The following is an 18,426-nucleotide window of genomic DNA, read 5'->3' on the forward strand; positions in this document are numbered from 1 at the left end:
GAGCAGCACATCACATGTGCTGCAGATCACGCTGTGCCAACTGTGCAGCCGAAGTGCCAGGGTATTGAGAGACAACCTGTTGCAAGATGCCTTTGACCTTGTCGGTATGACCGAGGCGTCGCTCAACATCTGCAAGCTTGTAGAGCGAGTCCGGCACTTTGGCATGCTTGGGATACAGTTGACTCACTTTGGCAAAGGCCTGACCTGCACCTTGCAGATCGCCTTTAGCCAGATTCACTTCACCCAACCAGTATTGAGCGTTGCCCGCATATTGGCTGTTCGGGTATTTGCGCAAAAAAGCCGAGAAAGCCTGACTGGCTTTGTCGAAATCCTTGGCTTTGATCAGATCGAAGGCAGCGTCGTAATAGATCTTTTCCTTCGCCGGATCACCCGGTTCCGAACTTGCTGCAGGTGCCTGACTTGCAGGCGCCGCAGGCGTACCACCGGCATTCACATCGCCACTGGTTTGGGAATTATTGGTAGCTGCCGCAGCGGGTGCACCGCCTGCTCCAGCTCCAGCGTTAATGCGCTGGTCGAGCTCCTGATAACGCTCCAGTGCTTCCTGCTTCATGCGCTGGATATCGTTTTGCTGAACCTCAACCACACCACGCAACCGTGCGATTTCGTCCTGCATTTGTTGCAACTGCATGAACAGCTGACCCTGTGCCGAGGCAGGGGTCGTAACCCCTCCCCCGGCATAGGCGCCGGACGTGCCATAACCCGCTGGCGGATAACTGTTGCTGCTACCGGAGCCAGAATTATCATCTACCACAGGAACCGCACCCCACGCAAAAAGCGGAAGGGTGAGGGCCAAAGCGGTTAAAGCACGTCGGCACGTTCGCATGTCAAATTACTTACGCAGTTCGACGCGACGGTTTTGAGCCCAGGACTGCTCGTCGTTGCCGGTAGCAACTGGACGCTCTTCGCCGTAGGAAACCAATTCCAGCTGGGCTGGGGAAACACCTTGCAGTACCAGGTAACGCTGAACGGCTTTCGCACGACGCTCGCCCAGTGCCATGTTGTACTCACGAGTACCACGTTCGTCGGTGTTGCCTTCCAGAACGACGCGAGCGCCGTTGGATTTCAGGTCTTTAGCGTGAACATCCAGAGCGCGCATGGCTTCTGGCTTCAGGTCCGAGCTATCGTATTCGAAGTAGAAGGTGGTGATTGCACGCAGAGCAGCTTCTTCGCTCAGGCTGCCGTCAACAGCACCAGTGTTAGCGCCGTAACCAGCGTTTGGATCTACAGCAGCGCCTGTACCGGCATTGTCGCCGCCTTTAGACGAGCAACCTACAGCTACAGCCATGGCCAGAGCCAGCGCAGCAAATTTACCAAACTTCAGCATTTCCATCTTGAAACTCCTAATGAACCCCAGTGTGTTAAGTAAAACGTGTAGCGCCGCGTCAGTTCAGGTAAGGGGACCAGGAAGGTTCTCTGACTTCGCCTTGAGCGGTAGGAAGCGGGAGCCTTACGCGTCCATTAATGGACACGAGCATCAAGACTCCCCGGCCCTGCTGGCGGGTGGCGTAGATTACCATGGTGCCGTTGGGTGCGACAGTAGGCGACTCATCAAGGTTGCTATCTGTGAGGGTTTTTACCGTACCGCGCTGCAAATCCTGCACTGCTACCTTGAAGTTTGTGAAGCCATCCTGACGGTGAATCATTACCAACGTCTTTTCATCGGCCGACAGTTTAGGGTTGGCATTGTAGTTACCGATGAAGGTCACACGCTCGGCGCCGCCGCCGTTGACGCTAGTTTTGTATATCTGTGGCTTGCCACCACGGTCAGACGTGAAGTAGATCGTCGAACCATCCTTGCCGAAGAACGGTTCGGTATCGATCGCTGGATCATTGGTCACGCGAGTCAATTGACGCGAGGCCAGGTTCATCACGTAAATTTCCGGGTTACCGTCTTTGGAAAGCACGAATGCCAGCTTGCTGCCATCCGGAGACCACGCAGGCGCACCGTTCAGGCCTTCGAAGTTGGTGATCTGTTCACGGCGACCCGTGTCGATGTGCTGGACGAAAATACGCGGACGCTTCTGTTCGAACGACACATAGGCGATACGCTTGCCATCCGGAGCAAAACGCGGCGACAGGATCGGCTCACGCGATTGCAGCAGAGTCACAGCACGTGCGCCGTCGTAATCCGAACGCTGCAGGGTGAAACGCGTATTGTTTTCCGAGAAGCGCTCGGCAGTGACGTACAGCATGCGCGTCGAGAAAGCACCCTTGATACCGGTGAGTTTCTCGAACGATTGGTCAGCGATGTAGTGCGCCATGTCGCGCAATTGATCGGTCGTGCCAGAGACATTACCGGTCAGCACTTGCTGCTCAGTCGCAACGTTGAACAGTGCGTACTGGATCTGCAGGCGACCGCCCGAGGGAACGATGCTGCCTACCATCAAGTACTGAGCACCGAGCGCCTTCCAATCGCGATAGATGACCTCACTGGCCGAGGTCGGCAAGCTGATCATGTTCTGCTTGGGGATCGGCGAGTAATAGCCTGAGTTGCGCAGGTCATTACTGATGATTTCCGACATATCCTCAGGCAGCACGTTGCCGCCCTGCCAGCCAAAAGGCACAACGGCAATCGGAGTGGCACGGTCACTACCGCTTGTGACCATGATGTTTTTTTCATCTGCGGCAACCATTCCCGCTGCACAGCAGAGAACGACAAGCAGTCCTCGAAGAAAGTTAATCACGGGGCTAGATCCTCTGGTGTGAATGTCATCTTGAATGAACGATAGGGTTGGAAATCGGCCGGTTTCAGACCCTGCATCTCTGTCAAACGACCAATATTCTTGACCGCCGCCACTGCCGAGTTATCGAAAGGCGCGTCACCACTACCCTTGAGAACAGTGGCCGAAGTCAGCGTACCATCCGGCAACATATTGATCTGTAGCACCACTTTCATACCCTTGCGCGCCGACGGTGGACGAGCCCAACCCTCAGCAGCACGCTCACGAATCAGATCGTCAAAGCTGCCCGCCGTCTGATCGCCCTGCTCATCTGCCAGCGCCTGTTGCCGCTCCGTTTTATCGGAGAGCAATTCAGCCAAGGCTTGCGCCTTCTTGTCTTCCGCAGATTTGCGTGCAGCCTCTGTTGCCTTTTTGGCGGCATCGGCAGTCGCTTTTTTCTTGGCGTCGTCGGTGGCTTTCTTCTTCGCGTCGTCAGTGGCTTTTTTCTTGGCGTCTTCCGCGACTTTCTTTTTCGCGTCATCGGCAGCCTGTTTCTTGGCATCTTCAGCCGCGGCTTTCTTCGCGTCTTCTTCGGCCTTTTTCTTTGCGTCTTCCTCGGCTTTCTTCTTGGCTACATCAGCCAGGTTTTTCTCTTCGACCTTTTTAGCATCAGCGGTCTTTTTAGCCTCGTCAGCTTTCTTGGCACTATCGGCTTTTTTGGCCTCATCTGCCTTCTGCGCTTCTTCAGCTTTTTGTTCTTCGGCTTTTTGAGCCTCGTCTTCTTTCTTTTGTTCCGCAGCTTTCACAGCTTCCTGCTTTTGCTGCTCGATTTTTTTCGTTTCCATCTGCTCGACTTCAGTCTGCCGAGCAGCCGTTTTCTTCGCCTCACCGGCAATTTTCTGATTGGTCTGAGTCGTCGCCTGGCTCTTGGACTTCAACTGGTACAGGGTCGCCTGAACGATAGGCTTGGCTTCCGGCAGATCTGGGGTCATGGCAAAGCTGACAAAGAGCATGCCAAATACCAGGATGTGCAGCGCCACAGCCCAGATGCTAGGCCAGAAGTAGCTTTCCGAGGCGGACGGCTCTCGCTGTTGGTGCATCAGGGCGCCTCGGTAATCAAGCCAACATTCCCGACCCCTGCTTTCTGCAGCCCGCCCATTGCGCCCATTACTGAGCCGTAATCAACGGTTTTGTCGCCACGGATAAAGACCTGGGTCTGCTTGCCACCTTCACGACCGGCGCTAATGATTTTGGTCACCGCACTGGTCATCTGTGCCAACGTCATGGCTTTGTCCATCTGCTTGTCGGTATCGACTTCACTGCCAAGATTCCAGTAATAGGTCTTGTCAGCTTTGATCGAAATGGTCAGAACCTGGGTGTTATTGTCCTGCGGCAAAGCCTCGCTGGAGACTTTGGGCAGGTCGACTTTCACGCCCTGATTGAGCATTGGCGCGGTGACCATGAAAATGACCAGCAGCACCAACATCACGTCGATGTAAGGCACCACGTTCATTTCGGCAACCGGCTTGCGGCGTTTGCGGCGAACTCGAGCGATTAAAGCCATTAGGGATTACCTGCTCACTCTTCGCTGGTGTGCACTTTACGGTGCAGGATCGCCTGGAACTCATCGGCGAACGTGTAGTAACGGCTAATCAACAGCTCACCGCGAGCAGCAAAACGGTTGTAGGCGATTACTGCCGGGATAGCGGCGAATAGACCAATAGCGGTCGCAACCAGGGCTTCGGAAATACCCGGAGCAACGGTCGCCAAGGTAGCTTGCTGGACGGTAGCCAGGCCACGGAAGGAGTTCATGATCCCCCAAACGGTACCGAACAACCCGATATAGGGGCTGGTGGAGCCAACGGTCGCCAGGAAGGGCAAGCTTTGCTCCAGCTTCTCTTCCTCACGGGAAATCGCCACACGCATGGCTCGCGCCACGCCTTCCATGACTGCGTCTGGATCGACGCCTGCCTGCTGACGCAGACGGGAGAATTCCTTGAAGCCGGCGCGAAAAATTTGCTCAACGCCCGAATCGGGGTCTGGATTACTGCCTGCCTGACGGTACAACTTGGACAGATCGATACCCGACCAGAAGCGCTCTTCAAAGCTCTCCAGTGCACGACGAGCCGCACGCAGCAGATTGCTGCGCTGAAAAATCATGATCCATGAGGTGATTGAAGCACCCATCAGGATCAACATTACCAACTGAACAACGATGCTGGCATTGCTGACCATACTCCACATGGAGGAATGGTCGACGACGTTAGCTTCCACGCTTTATCTCCTGCTCTAAATGTGTACCCACGCCGCCCTGGTCGGCAAAGGCCGCACGCAAAGCTTCGGGAATGGCCCGGGGTTTCAAACTATCGGCGCGTACACACGCCACCAGGAACTGCCCCTCACAGAGCAGCGTTTCATCCGCAGCCAGCCTGACCTGCTGTCGAAATCGCAGGCTGGCACGGTTCAATTCAATGACCTCTGCGCTTATCAAAAGCTCGTCGTCCAATCGCGCCGGCTTGTGATAGCGCGCCTCGCAGGAGTGAACGACGAACAGCAGGTTCTCCCCAGCAAGCTGCGACTGGGCAAAGCCCAGCTCCCGTAGCCGCTCGGTTCGAGCCCGCTCCATGAACTTTAAATAGTTGACGTAGTAAACGATGCCGCCAGCATCGGTGTCCTCGTAATAAACGCGACAGCGATGTGCGAACGACTGAACCGTGTTTTGCGCGCGCATACTCTAGTGCTTACTCCTCAGATTGCCAATCCGCCAGGCAACTGTTTTTCATTGTTTTTCAGCTAATTGCCAACCAGATCGGCGCATCAGCCTGTCAGACCACCAAAAACCGAAATAAATCGGTGCTCTGTGATTTTAATTATTCGTCCGCATCATCGACAAAATCGCTGGCGACCGGCATTTCACCCATCCGCATCGGGATGTTCAAACCAAAGTGCAGGTAGGCGTGCCGGGTAACGACACGCCCGCGTGGGGTACGCATGATATAGCCTTGCTGAATCAAATAGGGCTCGAGTACGTCTTCAATCGTGTGCCGCTCTTCGCTGATCGCTGCGGCAAGGCTGTCGACACCCACCGGACCACCGTCGAATTTTTCGATCATAGTCAGCAGTAGACGCCGATCCTGATGGTCGAAACCACGCTCATCGATGTCCAGCAGGTTCAACGCCAGATCGGCAATCGATTTGGTGATATGACCATTGGCGCGAACTTCAGCGTAATCACGCACACGGCGTAACAGGCGGTTGGCAATACGCGGCGTGCCACGGGCGCGTCGGGCGATTTCATAGGCGCCCTCGGCCTCGATCGGCAGCCCCAGAATACCGGCTGAACGCGTAACGATGGTGGCCAGGTCAGCGGTATTGTAGAACTCCAGACGCTGAACGATGCCGAAGCGATCACGTAGCGGGTTGGTCAACATACCCGCACGCGTAGTGGCCCCTACCAGCGTAAACGGTGGCAAATCGAGCTTGATCGAACGCGCCGCAGGACCTTCGCCGATCATGATGTCGAGCTGAAAATCTTCCATCGCTGGGTACAGCACTTCTTCGACGATAGGCGAGAGCCGATGAATTTCGTCGATGAACAGCACATCGTTGGGCTCAAGATTGGTCAATATCGCCGCTAGATCACCAGGGCGTTCCAGCACCGGCCCCGACGTGCTCTTGATGGAGACTGACATTTCCTGGGCAATGATATGCGCCAGTGTGGTCTTGCCCAGACCCGGCGGCCCGAAAATCAAGGTATGGTCCAGCGCTTCGCTACGTCCGCGCGCAGCCTGGATGAACAACTCCATTTGTTCGCGCACAGTGGGCTGACCAATATAATCAGCAAGACTCAGCGGACGGATCGCACGGTCCAGCTGTTCATCACGGTCGCGGCCGGTAGCGGTTATCAAACGGTCAGCGTCGAGCACTTAAGCCATTCCTTTCAAAGCACGTCGAATCAGGTCTTCACTGCTCAAATCTTTTTCCTTGATCGCAGACACCGCTCTGCTGGCTTCCTGAGGCTTGTAACCCAGGGAAATCAGCGCACTGACCGCATCGGCCTCGGCCGTCGCAACCGGTGCAGCGGCGTTCGGCCCGTTAGACACCAGGGTAAAGGTGCCCGGCAAGGACTCCCACGCCTTGAAACGGTCCTTGAGCTCGACCAGCAAACGCTCGGCGGTTTTCTTGCCGACGCCCGGGATACGGGTCAAGGCCGAGGTGTCTTGGGCCTGAACACAGCGAACCAGTTCATCCACTTCGAGACCGGACATCAGCGCCAGTGCCAGTTTCGGCCCGACACCATTGAGGCGGATCAGTTCGCGAAACAGTTCACGCTCGCGCTTTTCGAAGAAACCATAAAGCAGGTGTGCATCCTCACGAACCACCAGATGGGTGTGCAAGGTCACCGGCTCGCCAACATGCGGAAGCCGATACAGCGTCGTCATGGGCACTTCCAGCTCGTAGCCGACGCCGTTGACATCCAGAACCAGGTGCGGCGGATGTTTTTCAGCCAAGAAGCCGCGTAAACGTCCAATCACGTATCAAATCCTTTCTGGTGGCCAGTCGTATAGATGAAGCTGGCACAAATAGTGGTCGTATTAATGACAGGAGTGAGAACACCTGCAAGCTAAAAAGTTTGAGCCGATGATGCTATCAGAGACGCAGCCGTCCACCGCGACTGCGTGCGGTATTCAAGCCATGCGGTATCAGGCTCGAGCGCGTATGTGCATGACACAGCGCAATAGCCAGGGCATCGGAGGCATCGATCTGAGGTTTTTGAGTCAGTTTGAGCAAATGCATGACCATCATCATCACTTGCTCTTTATTGGCGCCGCCGGTGCCAGCCACAGCCTGCTTGACCTGGGTCGCGGTGTACTCGGCGATTTCCAGGCTCTCTTCAGCACCGGCAACAATGGCCGCGCCACGCGCCTGACCGAGCTTGAGTGCGGAGTCGGCGTTACGCGCCATAAACACTTTTTCGATGCCCATGGTCACGGGACCGTACGTCTGAATGACCTCACGCACACCGCGATACACAATCTGCAAACGCTCATGCAGCAGACCGCTGCCGGTACGAATACAGCCCGAGGCCACGTACACACAGCCGCGACCGGTGTCCCGCACCACGCCATAGCCGGTGATTCGCGAACCGGGATCGATACCAAGAATAAGAGTCATAACGCCTGCAGCTTAATAAGTGACGCACACAATTGAACGCAGCATAAAGGCAGAAGCCGGAGGCCGATAGCGCGTGGTATCACGGCTTCGTACCTCCGGCCTCAGGTTATGCACGAAAAGTGGCTGCGCTCGGTGATGCTGCGTTAAAAACGGCCTCGGAATGCTCATTTAGGGGCCTAAACTTCGCATCCTCGCCCGTTTTTGCCTTGCCTGACCTTCGCTCGCCGACTTTTCGTACAAAACCTGATGTAGTGCCGACAGGCATCTGTCAGCCGAGCTGTTCCATGACCTCGTCCGGGATTTCCGCGTTGGAATAGACGTTTTGCACGTCATCCAGGTCTTCGAGCATATCGATCAGCTTGAGTACCTTTTCAGCAGTCTCCAGATCGAGTACGGCGCTGGTCGTCGGCAACATGACAATTTCCGCGTCGAGTGCTTTGAAACCTGCCGCCTCCAGCGCATTACGCACCGCGTAGAAGCCAGAGAAGGAGGTGAATACGTCAATAGAGCCGTCGTCATTGCTGACCACATCATCGGCGTCCGCTTCCATCGCGGCCTCAATGAGTGCGTCTTCATCAATGCCCGGAGCGAAGGAAATCTGCCCTTTACGATCGAACAGATAAGCCACGGAACCGTCAGTGCCTAGGTTGCCGCCACATTTGGTGAACGCGTGGCGAACAGCTGCGGCAGTGCGGTTGCGGTTGTCAGTCATGGTCTCGACCATGACCGCCACACCACCCGGACCATAGCCTTCGTAACCGAGCTCTTCGACATCATCACCTTCGGCAGCGCCAGCACCTCGTGCCACGGCACGATCGATGGTATCACGTGTCATGTTCGCACCAAGCGCCTTGTCCAGCGCCAGACGCAGACGTGGGTTCGACCCGGCATCACCCCCGCCTTGACGAGCAGCGACAGTCAGTTCGCGGATCCACTTGGTGAAAATCTTGCCTTTTTTGGCATCTTGACGCTCTTTGCGGTGCTTGATGTTCGCCCACTTAGAATGACCTGCCATAACTCGCTCCGAATTCTTTTTGAAACATGTTCACCTTTCGCCCAACGAACCCAAGCAAAAAGCTTCAACTAAATCAGGGTCCGACCCAGGGCGCATCATCAAGATGATGCGCCCTGCTCAGCGTCATTCAGCCTTTGGCTGCTCGCGCAAACGGATGTGCAGCTCGCGCAATGCCTTGGCATCAACCACGCCAGGGGCCTGGGTCATGACATCGGCAGCGCTCTGGGTTTTCGGGAACGCGATCACTTCACGGATCGATTGAGCGCCGGTCATCAACATCACCAGACGGTCCAGACCGAAAGCCAAACCACCGTGCGGTGGCGCGCCGAACTTCAGAGCGTCCAGCAGGAAGCCGAACTTCTCTTGCTGTTCGTCTTCCTCGATGCCCAGCAGTCGGAAGACCGCTTGCTGCATTTCCTTGCGATGGATACGAATCGAACCGCCGCCCAACTCGGTACCGTTAAGGACCATGTCGTAGGCGCGGGACAATGCCGTAGCCGGGTTGGCCTCGAGCTCTTCAGGGCTGCATTTAGGTGCAGTGAACGGGTGATGCAGCGCACTGAAGCTGCCATCGTCGTTCTCTTCGAACATCGGGAAATCGACAACCCACATCGGCGCCCACTCACACGTGTGCAGCTTCAGGTCGTTACCGACCTTGATCCGCAATGCGCCCAAGGCTTCACTGACGATCTTGGATTTGTCTGCACCGAAGAACACGATGTCGCCATCGACGGCACCCACACGGTCCAGAATCACCTTGAGGTTTTCCTCAGGGATGAACTTGACGATTGGGGACTGCAGGCCTTCAGCGCCCTTGGAGCGGTCGTTGACCTTGATGTAAGCCAGGCCTTTAGCGCCATAGATGCTGACGAACTTGGTGTAGTCGTCGATCTGGCTACGCGGCATGCTGGCAGCGCCCGGTACACGCAGGGCGGCGACACGACCTTTAGGGTCGTTGGCCGGGCCACTGAACACCTTGAACTCCACGGCATTGAGCTGATCGGCAACGTCAACCAACTCCAGCGGGTTACGCAGGTCCGGCTTGTCGGAACCATAACGGCGCATGGCTTCTGCGAACGTCATGTGCGGGAAGTCGCCGAATTCCAGGTCCAGCACTTCCTTGAACAACTGACGGATCATCTTCTCGGTAATACCGATGATGTCTGCTTCATTCAGGAAGCTGGTCTCGATGTCGATCTGGGTGAATTCCGGCTGGCGGTCAGCACGCAGATCTTCATCGCGGAAGCATTTGGCGATCTGGTAATAACGATCAAAGCCAGCGACCATCAGCAACTGCTTGAACAGTTGTGGCGATTGCGGCAAGGCAAAGAAACTGCCTGGGTGGGTACGGCTCGGTACCAGATAGTCGCGAGCGCCTTCCGGTGTGGCACGGGTCAGGATAGGCGTCTCAACATCGAGGAAGCCGTTTTCATCCAGATAGCGACGGATGCTGGTGGTGACCCGCGAGCGCAGACGCAGCTTTTCAGCCATTTCCGGACGACGCAGATCGATGAAGCGATAACGCAGGCGCGTTTCTTCGCCGACATCGGAGTATTCGTTCAACGGAAACGGCGGCGTTTCCGACTCGTTCAGCACTTCGAGCTCATAGCCCAGCACTTCGATACCGCCGGACGCCATGTTCGTATTTACCGCGCCAGCAGGACGTGCACGTACCTTACCCGTGATCTTGACCACGTATTCGCTACGCACCCGGTCGGCAGCAGCAAAGCTGTCAGCGCGATCAGGGTCGAACACCACCTGAGCCAGGCCTTCACGATCGCGGATGTCGAGGAATATCACCCCGCCATGATCACGACGACGGTGGACCCATCCGCAAAGGGTAATTTCCTGACCTTCCAGGCTCTCGTTCAGTTGGCCGCAATAATGGCTGCGCATCATGATGGTGTTTTCACTTCTCGTAATTCGAAATTCGGTGGAGCTCTCGCCCTTCGCTTGCGCTCAATAGTGCAAGAACCTTGGCGTGCAGTTCAACCCGACCAGCCTGCGCCCCGTAGTAAGGCGGGGGATTATATAGGGTTAATTGACACTGTGCAGCCGCCCGACCTGATCACGACAACATATGTGCGATCCACCTGAACCAGAGCCCTGCCAGCGGTCCACGACCGTTCGGACGGGGTCACGCCTAGACAGGGGAAAACGCCATCGCTCCAGTTTTTAGCAGATGAGCGACGCAGACCACCCGGATCAGACCACTAAAATTTTTCACACCGCCATGGCGTAGATGCACTTCTCGATCAACATAAGACAGGACAGCATTGACCGAACAATCATTGGACCTGGCAATATCAGCCAAAATACTCCAATACACTTCTTCCAGGCGCAAACACGTCGCCAACCCATTCAAGCGAACAGACTTTGAATGCGGACGCGCGAGGTTCATATTAAAATCTTCAACAAAGGGATCGTCTTGTATTTTTCCATATCGACCGAGGTCTTTAATATTACGTCCAGCGCTTCGAGCCATCATCGCTTCTTTCACGGGCCACCCATCCAAACACAAACAAATCGAAAATAAATGCAACATTCACCTTCATATAAGTCCAGTCGTGGATTTCTAACCAGCAGGGTAAACACATCAACCCTGTAGGACATCACTGTATTTTGGCGAGGATTATCGACAGCAGAAAATCCGCTCACCTGAACCGCGTGCGGCTGCACCCTTAACTATTTATGTTACTTGTTATTAACATCAAAAAAACGGCATAAACAACCTGACCCTTTCACACCATTTGCTCGAAGATCAGGAAATTCAGACGACCAAACGCCACGCACGGCGTGCCACCATGACGCAGGAGCAGCCGATTCGGAGTCGAGAAATAAGCGACTAGCACTGAAAAAATGGAAGGACGAACAACGCGGGAAATATCACCTGCCAGAGAGCGGGAGGGATAACAAGATACTGTGCAAGTGACGCTTGCAGCGTCACCTGCAGATCGTGGTTACTTGGTTTCAAGTAGTGAGCGGAGCATCCATGCGGTTTTTTCATGCACTTGCATACGCTGAGTCAGCAAATCAGCAGTGGGCTCGTCGCTGACTTTATTGACCAGAGGAAAAATACTGCGTGCGGTACGGGTGACTGCTTCTTGTCCCTGGACCAATTGCTTGATCATTTCTTCAGCACCGGGAACACCCTCTTCTTCCTTGATTGAAGAGAGACGAGCGTACGTTGAATAGGTCCCGGGTGCAGGAAAGCCCAATGCACGAATCCGCTCAGCAACCAAATCCACGGCCAAGGCAAGTTCATTGTACTGTTCTTCGAACATCAAGTGCAGGGTGCGAAACATCGGACCACTAACGTTCCAGTGAAAGTTATGGGTTTTCAGATAAAGCACATACGTATCCGACAGCAGCCGAGAAAGACCGTCCACGATCGACTTGCGATCTTCTTCGCTGATACCGATTGCCATGTTTTTCCCCTCTATTTTGGATGATTTCACCGAACGGGTGCAGAGCCACTCTACCAAGAGCGCTGGAGCAACGCAGCCTTCTATTACTCTGCCACCCAACGGAAAAAGTCCTTTCATGCGAGAAATCGCAAACACCGTGGAATCGATGACAAATGATGGCGTCGCAGCTAAAGCGACGAGCGGGCACCTCGTGCTTCAAAAGACCCGACACCCATCCGGGCCGATCAAGACAGGGCAGCGACCGCTCTAAACCGGCTATCGGGGAGTAAACGGACACCCCACTTCAAAGCACCTGCGCACCCAGACTCAAGCAGCGCTAAGCGCTTGATTTGAGTAGCCCCCTGCTTTGCTGTTAAATACACGGGTGTCGCTGCAGACCTGCCGTCTGACTGTAGCGCATAGGCTGACCCAGCGTTCGTGCATCACGCCTCCTCTTATTCAGAAGCGTACCGAACGCAATCAGCTATTTCCTCGTGATCCGTCTTAAATGTGAGTTTATTAAAATGTTGAAAATCGTTCACCTGCTAACGGGCGCAGCAGCCCTGCTGCTCTCCTTCATCCCTAGCCTGCGTAGTGAAGCCCTGTCTTCTTACCTCCTGCAACCCGACGCGCTTTACCTGGCGCTTTTCGGCTTACTCAACCTGATACTTGCCCCAGTGATCCCTTACTGGAATAAAGGTCCACGTTATCAGCTACAAAATCTGGTCAGCGCTCTTCTCGTACTGGCCGTCATCCTTCAAACCTTGACATTGCTTGTTCCCCTGCAAACCATTGCAGGCCAACCGGCAATGATCGTCAGCCTGATCAGCGTCGTTATTGCAGTGTTGCTGCATCTGGGCGTCAGCTTCTATCAATCGTCACCGTCGCCCGCAGCTCAAAGCCATGACATGGCCAACCGCGATACCGGGACAGTCAAGTGGTTCAACACATCCAAAGGGTTTGGCTTCATTTCCCGCGACTCTGGCGACGATATTTTCGTCCACTTTCGCGCCATTCGTGGCGAAGGCCACCGGGTACTGGTCGAAGGCCAGCGCGTCGAGTTTTCAGTGATGAATCGCGATAAAGGCCTGCAAGCCGAAGACGTGATTGCAGCGCTGCCACGCCGCTAACCCACCTCCCCCAAAAAAAGAAAACCCGCGTCTCTTTACGAGATTGCGGGTTTTTTATCGACCAGAGAAAAGCTCAATCAATAATGCGGAGGGGGCGCCTCCTCCTCGAAGGTATCGAACTGACTGCCCATCTCTTCCTGACGCTTAAGAAGCGCAGCCATCTGCAACTGCAAGCGCTCGACCACGCGCTGCTGAGTGACCAGGACGTCATTGAGCGACTGAATCGTGTCGTCCTGAAAGGCCAACCGGCTTTCAAGATCAGTAATACGCGACTCAAGGTTCATGCCTGTTGCTCCTCGAAATGGAAATTGTCTGTTAATAACAACTGTAAGCGGTCACGGATAGCTGAGAGCTGTTCGGGTGTGTAAGGACGTGCCGGGTGCTTACCCCAAACCGGCGCAGGCCACGCTGCATCCTCGCGATAACGAACGATAATGTGCATATGTAGCTGGCTAACGATATTTCCCAACGCCGCGACATTGAGCTTGTCAGCATTGAACGCATCTTTGAGTATTTGCGAGAGCGCAGTGGCCTCCTGCCACAATTGCAATTGATCCGCCGTGTTTAGCTGAAACAGCTCGCTAATCTCCGCCCGACGCGGCACAAGAATGAACCACGGGTAATTCGAATCATTGGATAACAACAAGCGACACAGGGGAAAGTCCCCAACGGGCACAGTATCTTGCGCAAGACGCGGATCTAAAACGAACACCGCAAAACTCCTGATCAACTGGTTAGTTTTAGCGAGATGACCAGAACCGCAGAGTCACCCGGCAATACCGGACAGGATACGCGGGAATTTGTCGTCATTCACCGCCCACCTTGAATTTGGGTGCCACGGTGATACGTACAGATCAACCCTCACGCCATCCTGCCAGGCAAAAGCCTCGACGCGCACCATGAAGGCGCATGCGACTGCTACTCGCACTGATTTGACACAAATTCAAGCGCTGGACAAAACCTGATACACATCTTTGGAAGTGGGTCAATTTTCAACCCGACAGCCTCAAAGTGCCACCCAGTCTCTTTTCTGCAAAATAAACACAGCAAAACTGCCGCCTATGCAGCCTTATAGTCGATCCCACCGACCCATCATCAAGCACACCCGTAACGCCGCGCACCAAAACGACTCACATTTCCCTCCTACCCAGTGTTACCCGCTCACCATTTACCCAACAGGCAGAGCGGGCCGGTAACGCTTCTGAACCCTCCCCTTGATTGTCGAGCACTTTTTAGGGTTTTTAAGCCCTCAAAGAAATCAATAAAAAACCTATATAAAACAAATAGTTATGAAAAAATTCACTCTAAAATGGCGATTTGTGAAAAAAATGTCATAAATTTTGATCTTTGTGCACGGTTGTTGCTTTGTCACACACAAGAGCCAACAGGGACGCTCGCCATGAAGCAGGCGCTTTTGGGGACGAATAGAAACGCTGGTGTACGATCCAGAGAGCGTTTGAATGGCTGCCCATAGACTGTTTTTACCTATGCTTAAGCGTTAAATATTACGGGTATAGTTGGACGGTTTGGTAAGAGGAGCTACACAATTGCGACATGGACAACCTACATTTGCGACACGACCGTAAAGATACTGAAAGGATAGGTTTGTAACTATCGCCAACATGATCAGCGTGATATAAATTTGCGCGGACAAAAATAGAAAAAGCCTCCCAGATAAAAAAACAGGTGGGATGGCAGCAACTCTAATTAAAAAACCAAAGGAGCAAATCACGATGAGAGTGATGAAGTGGAGCGCAATCGCACTGGCCGTAACTGCGGGCAGCACCCAATTGGCAACGGCTGCAGCCTTCGTCAGTGATCAGGCCGACACCAAGGGCTTTGTAGAAGACAGCACGCTGAACGTGCTGCTTCGTAACTACTACTACAACCGCAACAAAACTGGCGGTGCAGTAGACGATAAAGACTGGAGCCAAGGCGTCATCGGCAACTTCAGCTCGGGCTTCACTCAGGGTACTGTCGGCTTCGGTATTGACGCCTTTGGCGACCTTGGCCTGAAACTTGATGGCTCTGACAAGTATTCCGGTTCCGGCAACCTGCAACTCCAGCATAATGCCGACGGCAGTACCAGCAACGAAAACAGCTACGGCAAAGCCGGCGCTGCGCTTAAAGTCCGCATTTCCAAGACTGAGCTGAAAGTCGGCGACATGCAGCCGACCACAAGCCCTGTCTTCGCGGTTGGCGGCACTCGCCTCCTGCCACAAACGGCTACTGGCTTCCAATTGCAGAGCAGTGAATTCAAAGGCCTTGACCTTGAAGGCGGTCACTTCACCTCGGCAACCAGCCAAGACACCACTAAAAGCAACGGCGGTCTTTTTGCCACCTACGCGGGTGTCGAAGCTAAAGCCATGGACTACGCGGGTGGCAAATACGCCATCAGCGACAGCCTGACTGCTTCGATTTATGGTGCCAAGCTGCAAGACATCTGGAACCAGTACTACGCTAACGTGAACTACGTTATGCCGATTGCTGACACGCAATCCTTGGCGTGGGACTTCAACATCTACCGCACAACCGATGCCGGCGCAGCAAAAGCAGGCGAGATCAGCAACACCGCGTTCTCCCTGGCTGCAGCGTATTCGTTCATGACCGCGCACACCCTGACCCTCAGCTTCCAGAAGGTCAACGGCAAAACCCCGTTCGACTACGTCGGTGTGGGTGACGATAACAAAGGCGGCGACTCGATCTTCCTCGCCAACTCCGTTCAGTACTCCGACTTTAACGGTCCTGGTGAAAAATCCTGGCAGGCTCGTTACGACCTGAACATGGCATCCTTCGGCGTACCTGGTCTGAGCTTCATGACCCGTTACGTTACCGGTGACAACATCGACGGTACGCGCACTCCATTGGGCAGCGCCTACGTTGGCCAGTACGGTGCAGACGGCAAACACCACGAGACCAACGTTGAAGCCAAATACGTTGTTCAGACCGGCCCGGCAAAAGACCTATCCTTCCGCCTTCGTCAGGCTTGGCATACTGCCAACGCCGACGACAGCGGCGAAGGTACTATCCAAGAGTTCCGCCTGATCGTCGACTACCCGATTTCGGTCCTGTAATCGCAAATCAGTTGCTCGTTACAAAAAACCCGGCCTAGGCCGGGTTTTTTTATGTGCCCCTGAAAATCGCTCGAACAATTTCCTTGCACCCGCCTTGCCCTGTACGCGACCGGATCCCCCCCGTACAATGCCAGGTCATTTCTAGTCTCAGCAACCGACCACGGCCTACCATGCGCACCAGTCAATATTTGCTCGCCACACAGAAAGAAACCCCTTCCGATGCAGTCGTCGTCAGCCACCAGCTGATGCTGCGTGCCGGCATGATCCGCAAACTGGCTTCTGGCCTTTATACCTGGCTCCCCATGGGCTTGCGTGTACTGCGCAAGGTCGAAGCTGTCGTTCGTGAAGAGATGAACGCTGCTGGCGCGCTCGAAATATTGATGCCCGGCATCCAGCCCGCCGAATTGTGGCAGGAATCCGGGCGTTGGGAGCAGTACGGCCCGGAATTGCTGCGCATGAAAGATCGGCATGATCGTGAATTCTGCGCGGGCCCTACCCACGAAGAAGTCATCACTGATTTGGCACGCAACGAGCTCAACAGCTATAAACAGTTGCCGATCAACATGTACCAGATCCAGACCAAATTCCGTGATGAGACCCGCCCACGCTTCGGTGTAATGCGTGGCCGCGAATTCATCATGAAAGACGCGTACTCCTTCCATGCCGATCAGGCCTCGCTTCAAGCAACCTACGATCGTATGCATCAGGCGTACTGCAACATATTTACGCGCCTGGGCCTGAACTTCCGCCCTGTAGAAGCCGATAACGGCTCCATCGGCGGCGCTGGCTCTCATGAGTTCCACGTGCTGGCCGAGTCTGGCGAAGACGACATCGCATTCAGCGACGGCTCCGACTACGCCGCGAACATCGAAAAAGCCGAAGCGGTTCCGCGTGAGCAGTCACGCCCGGTGCCGACTGAAGAGCTGCGCCTGATCAACACCCCGAACGCCAAAACCATCGCGCAACTTGTGGAAGGCTTCAACCTGCCCATTGAAAAGACCATCAAAACCTTGGTCGTACATGCGACCGAAGAAGGCAAACTGATTGCGCTGATCATTCGTGGCGACCACGAGCTCAACGAAATCAAAGCCGCCAATCTGCCGCAGGTCGCCAGCCCGCTGGTCATGGCATCCGAATCTGAACTGCGCGACGCCATCGGCGCTGGCGCCGGCTCGCTTGGCCCATTGAATCTGCCACTGCCTTGCATCATCGACCGTTCCGTCGAACTGATGAGCGACTTTGGCATCGGCGCCAACATCGACGACATGCACTATTTCGGCGTCAACTGGGAGCGCGACCTGCCGGTTCCAGCCGTCGCTGACCTGCGCAACGTGGTTGCTGGCGACCCAAGCCCGGACGGTAAGGGCACGCTGGAAATCAAACGCGGCATTGAAGTCGGGCATATCTTCCAGCTCGGCACCAAGTACAGCGAAGCGTTGAAGTGCCAGGTACTGGGTGAGAACGGTAAGCCTGTGACCCTGACCATGGGTTGTTATGGCATTGGTGTTTCTCGCGTGGTGGCCGCTGCCATCGAGCAGAACAACGATGAAAACGGGATTATCTGGAACGATGCTTTGGCACCCTTCCAGATCGCTCTGGTGCCGCTGCGCTATGAAACCGACGCTGTTCGCGAAGCAACTGACACGCTGTACGCGGAACTGACCGCTGCCGGCTTTGAAGTACTGCTGGACGATCGCGACAAAAAAACCAGCCCTGGCAACAAGTTTGCCGACATGGAACTGGTCGGCATTCCGCACCGCATCGTGATCAGCGACCGCGGCCTGGCCGAAGGTAACCTCGAGTACAAAAGCCGTACCGAAGCCCAGGCGCAAGCCCTGCCTGTGGCCGATGTCCTGTCCTTTCTTCAAGCCCGCATCCGCCGCTGAGCCCAGGGTACGCGCATGAAAATGTGCGTACCCTCAGCCAAAAGCGCCTGACTAGGCA

The 18,426-nt window shown here is 54.9% G+C and carries 19 protein-coding genes and 1 pseudogene; 4 read left to right on the plus strand and 16 right to left on the minus strand.

Features of this window, described 5'->3' with window-relative positions; genetic code table 11:
* Window positions 1-10 precede the first annotated feature (10 nt).
* The 14 genes from ybgF to AC1ME2_RS06260 all read right to left on the minus strand — a co-directional run bounded on the left by ybgF (window position 11) and on the right by AC1ME2_RS06260 (window position 12,299).
* Entirely contained in the window at window positions 11-844 is an 834-nt protein-coding gene (gene ybgF / locus AC1ME2_RS06195) for a tol-pal system protein YbgF (protein WP_480439914.1), read from the minus strand.
* Between the two features lie 6 nt (window positions 845-850).
* The gene (gene pal / locus AC1ME2_RS06200) at window positions 851-1,351 is read right to left on the minus strand and encodes a peptidoglycan-associated lipoprotein Pal (protein ID WP_480439915.1); all 501 of its coding nucleotides are present in this window, start codon (window positions 1,349-1,351) and stop codon (window positions 851-853) included.
* Between the two features lie 52 nt (window positions 1,352-1,403).
* Complete coding sequence (gene tolB / locus AC1ME2_RS06205) at window positions 1,404-2,654, minus strand: Tol-Pal system beta propeller repeat protein TolB (protein ID WP_480439916.1); 1,251 nt, start codon at window positions 2,652-2,654, stop codon at window positions 1,404-1,406.
* Between the two features lie 47 nt (window positions 2,655-2,701).
* On the minus strand, window positions 2,702-3,781 hold the full coding sequence (tolA, locus tag AC1ME2_RS06210; protein ID WP_480439917.1) for a cell envelope integrity protein TolA: 1,080 nt from the start codon (window positions 3,779-3,781) through the stop codon (window positions 2,702-2,704).
* Complete coding sequence (gene tolR / locus AC1ME2_RS06215; protein ID WP_480442024.1) at window positions 3,781-4,236, minus strand: protein TolR; 456 nt, start codon at window positions 4,234-4,236, stop codon at window positions 3,781-3,783. Before tolR ends, tolA begins: the two co-directional genes overlap by 1 nt.
* A 23-nt stretch (window positions 4,237-4,259) precedes the next feature.
* Entirely contained in the window at window positions 4,260-4,955 is a 696-nt protein-coding gene (gene tolQ / locus AC1ME2_RS06220; protein WP_480439918.1) for a protein TolQ, read from the minus strand.
* The gene (gene ybgC, locus AC1ME2_RS06225) at window positions 4,945-5,412 is read right to left on the minus strand and encodes a tol-pal system-associated acyl-CoA thioesterase (RefSeq protein WP_480439919.1); all 468 of its coding nucleotides are present in this window, start codon (window positions 5,410-5,412) and stop codon (window positions 4,945-4,947) included. The genes tolQ and ybgC overlap by 11 nt, the downstream gene beginning before the upstream one ends.
* Window positions 5,413-5,551: 139 nt before the next feature.
* Complete coding sequence (gene ruvB, locus AC1ME2_RS06230; RefSeq protein WP_480439920.1) at window positions 5,552-6,607, minus strand: Holliday junction branch migration DNA helicase RuvB; 1,056 nt, start codon at window positions 6,605-6,607, stop codon at window positions 5,552-5,554.
* A complete protein-coding gene (ruvA, locus tag AC1ME2_RS06235) occupies window positions 6,608-7,216 on the minus strand; it encodes a Holliday junction branch migration protein RuvA (RefSeq protein ID WP_480439921.1) in 609 nt (202 codons plus the stop codon).
* A 115-nt stretch (window positions 7,217-7,331) separates the two neighbouring features.
* Window positions 7,332-7,856 carry a crossover junction endodeoxyribonuclease RuvC gene (ruvC, locus tag AC1ME2_RS06240; protein ID WP_480439922.1) on the minus strand — a complete coding sequence of 175 codons (525 nt, stop codon included), beginning with the start codon at window positions 7,854-7,856 and terminating at the stop codon, window positions 7,332-7,334.
* Between the two features lie 268 nt (window positions 7,857-8,124).
* A complete protein-coding gene (locus AC1ME2_RS06245) occupies window positions 8,125-8,871 on the minus strand; it encodes a YebC/PmpR family DNA-binding transcriptional regulator (RefSeq protein WP_480439923.1) in 747 nt (248 codons plus the stop codon).
* 123 nt (window positions 8,872-8,994) lie between these two features.
* The gene (gene aspS, locus AC1ME2_RS06250; protein ID WP_480439924.1) at window positions 8,995-10,770 is read right to left on the minus strand and encodes an aspartate--tRNA ligase; all 1,776 of its coding nucleotides are present in this window, start codon (window positions 10,768-10,770) and stop codon (window positions 8,995-8,997) included.
* Between the two features lie 244 nt (window positions 10,771-11,014).
* On the minus strand, window positions 11,015-11,359 hold the full coding sequence (locus AC1ME2_RS06255; protein WP_480442026.1) for a ribbon-helix-helix domain-containing protein: 345 nt from the start codon (window positions 11,357-11,359) through the stop codon (window positions 11,015-11,017).
* 472 nt (window positions 11,360-11,831) lie between these two features.
* Window positions 11,832-12,299: a Dps family protein gene (locus AC1ME2_RS06260; RefSeq protein ID WP_480439925.1), complete on the minus strand. Its 468-nt coding sequence runs from the start codon at window positions 12,297-12,299 to the stop codon at window positions 11,832-11,834.
* 503 nt (window positions 12,300-12,802) lie between these two features.
* Here AC1ME2_RS06260 and AC1ME2_RS06265 point away from each other — a divergent pair.
* Both AC1ME2_RS06265 and AC1ME2_RS06270 read left to right on the plus strand, forming a co-directional pair.
* Window positions 12,803-13,126, plus strand: a pseudogene (locus tag AC1ME2_RS06265) (cold shock domain-containing protein membrane protein); the annotation flags it as partial.
* 60 nt (window positions 13,127-13,186) lie between these two features.
* Entirely contained in the window at window positions 13,187-13,408 is a 222-nt protein-coding gene (locus tag AC1ME2_RS06270; RefSeq protein WP_205993822.1) for a cold shock domain-containing protein, read from the plus strand.
* A gap of 77 nt (window positions 13,409-13,485) precedes the next feature.
* Here AC1ME2_RS06270 and AC1ME2_RS06275 read toward each other — a convergent pair whose 3' ends face one another.
* Both AC1ME2_RS06275 and AC1ME2_RS06280 read right to left on the minus strand, forming a co-directional pair.
* Window positions 13,486-13,692: a SlyX family protein gene (locus tag AC1ME2_RS06275; protein WP_480439926.1), complete on the minus strand. Its 207-nt coding sequence runs from the start codon at window positions 13,690-13,692 to the stop codon at window positions 13,486-13,488.
* On the minus strand, window positions 13,689-14,120 hold the full coding sequence (locus tag AC1ME2_RS06280) for an HIT domain-containing protein (protein WP_480439927.1): 432 nt from the start codon (window positions 14,118-14,120) through the stop codon (window positions 13,689-13,691). The genes AC1ME2_RS06275 and AC1ME2_RS06280 overlap by 4 nt, the downstream gene beginning before the upstream one ends.
* A 1,021-nt stretch (window positions 14,121-15,141) precedes the next feature.
* On the opposite strand from AC1ME2_RS06280, the gene AC1ME2_RS06285 reads away from it, so the two are divergent.
* Together AC1ME2_RS06285 and AC1ME2_RS06290 are read left to right on the plus strand one after the other, a co-directional pair.
* Window positions 15,142-16,482 carry an OprD family porin gene (locus AC1ME2_RS06285; protein WP_480439928.1) on the plus strand — a complete coding sequence of 447 codons (1,341 nt, stop codon included), beginning with the start codon at window positions 15,142-15,144 and terminating at the stop codon, window positions 16,480-16,482.
* A gap of 170 nt (window positions 16,483-16,652) precedes the next feature.
* The gene (locus AC1ME2_RS06290) at window positions 16,653-18,368 is read left to right on the plus strand and encodes a proline--tRNA ligase (RefSeq protein WP_480439929.1); all 1,716 of its coding nucleotides are present in this window, start codon (window positions 16,653-16,655) and stop codon (window positions 18,366-18,368) included.
* The last annotated feature ends 58 nt before the right edge of the window (window positions 18,369-18,426 follow it).

The organism is Pseudomonas sp. ASL9, assembly GCF_056680335.1.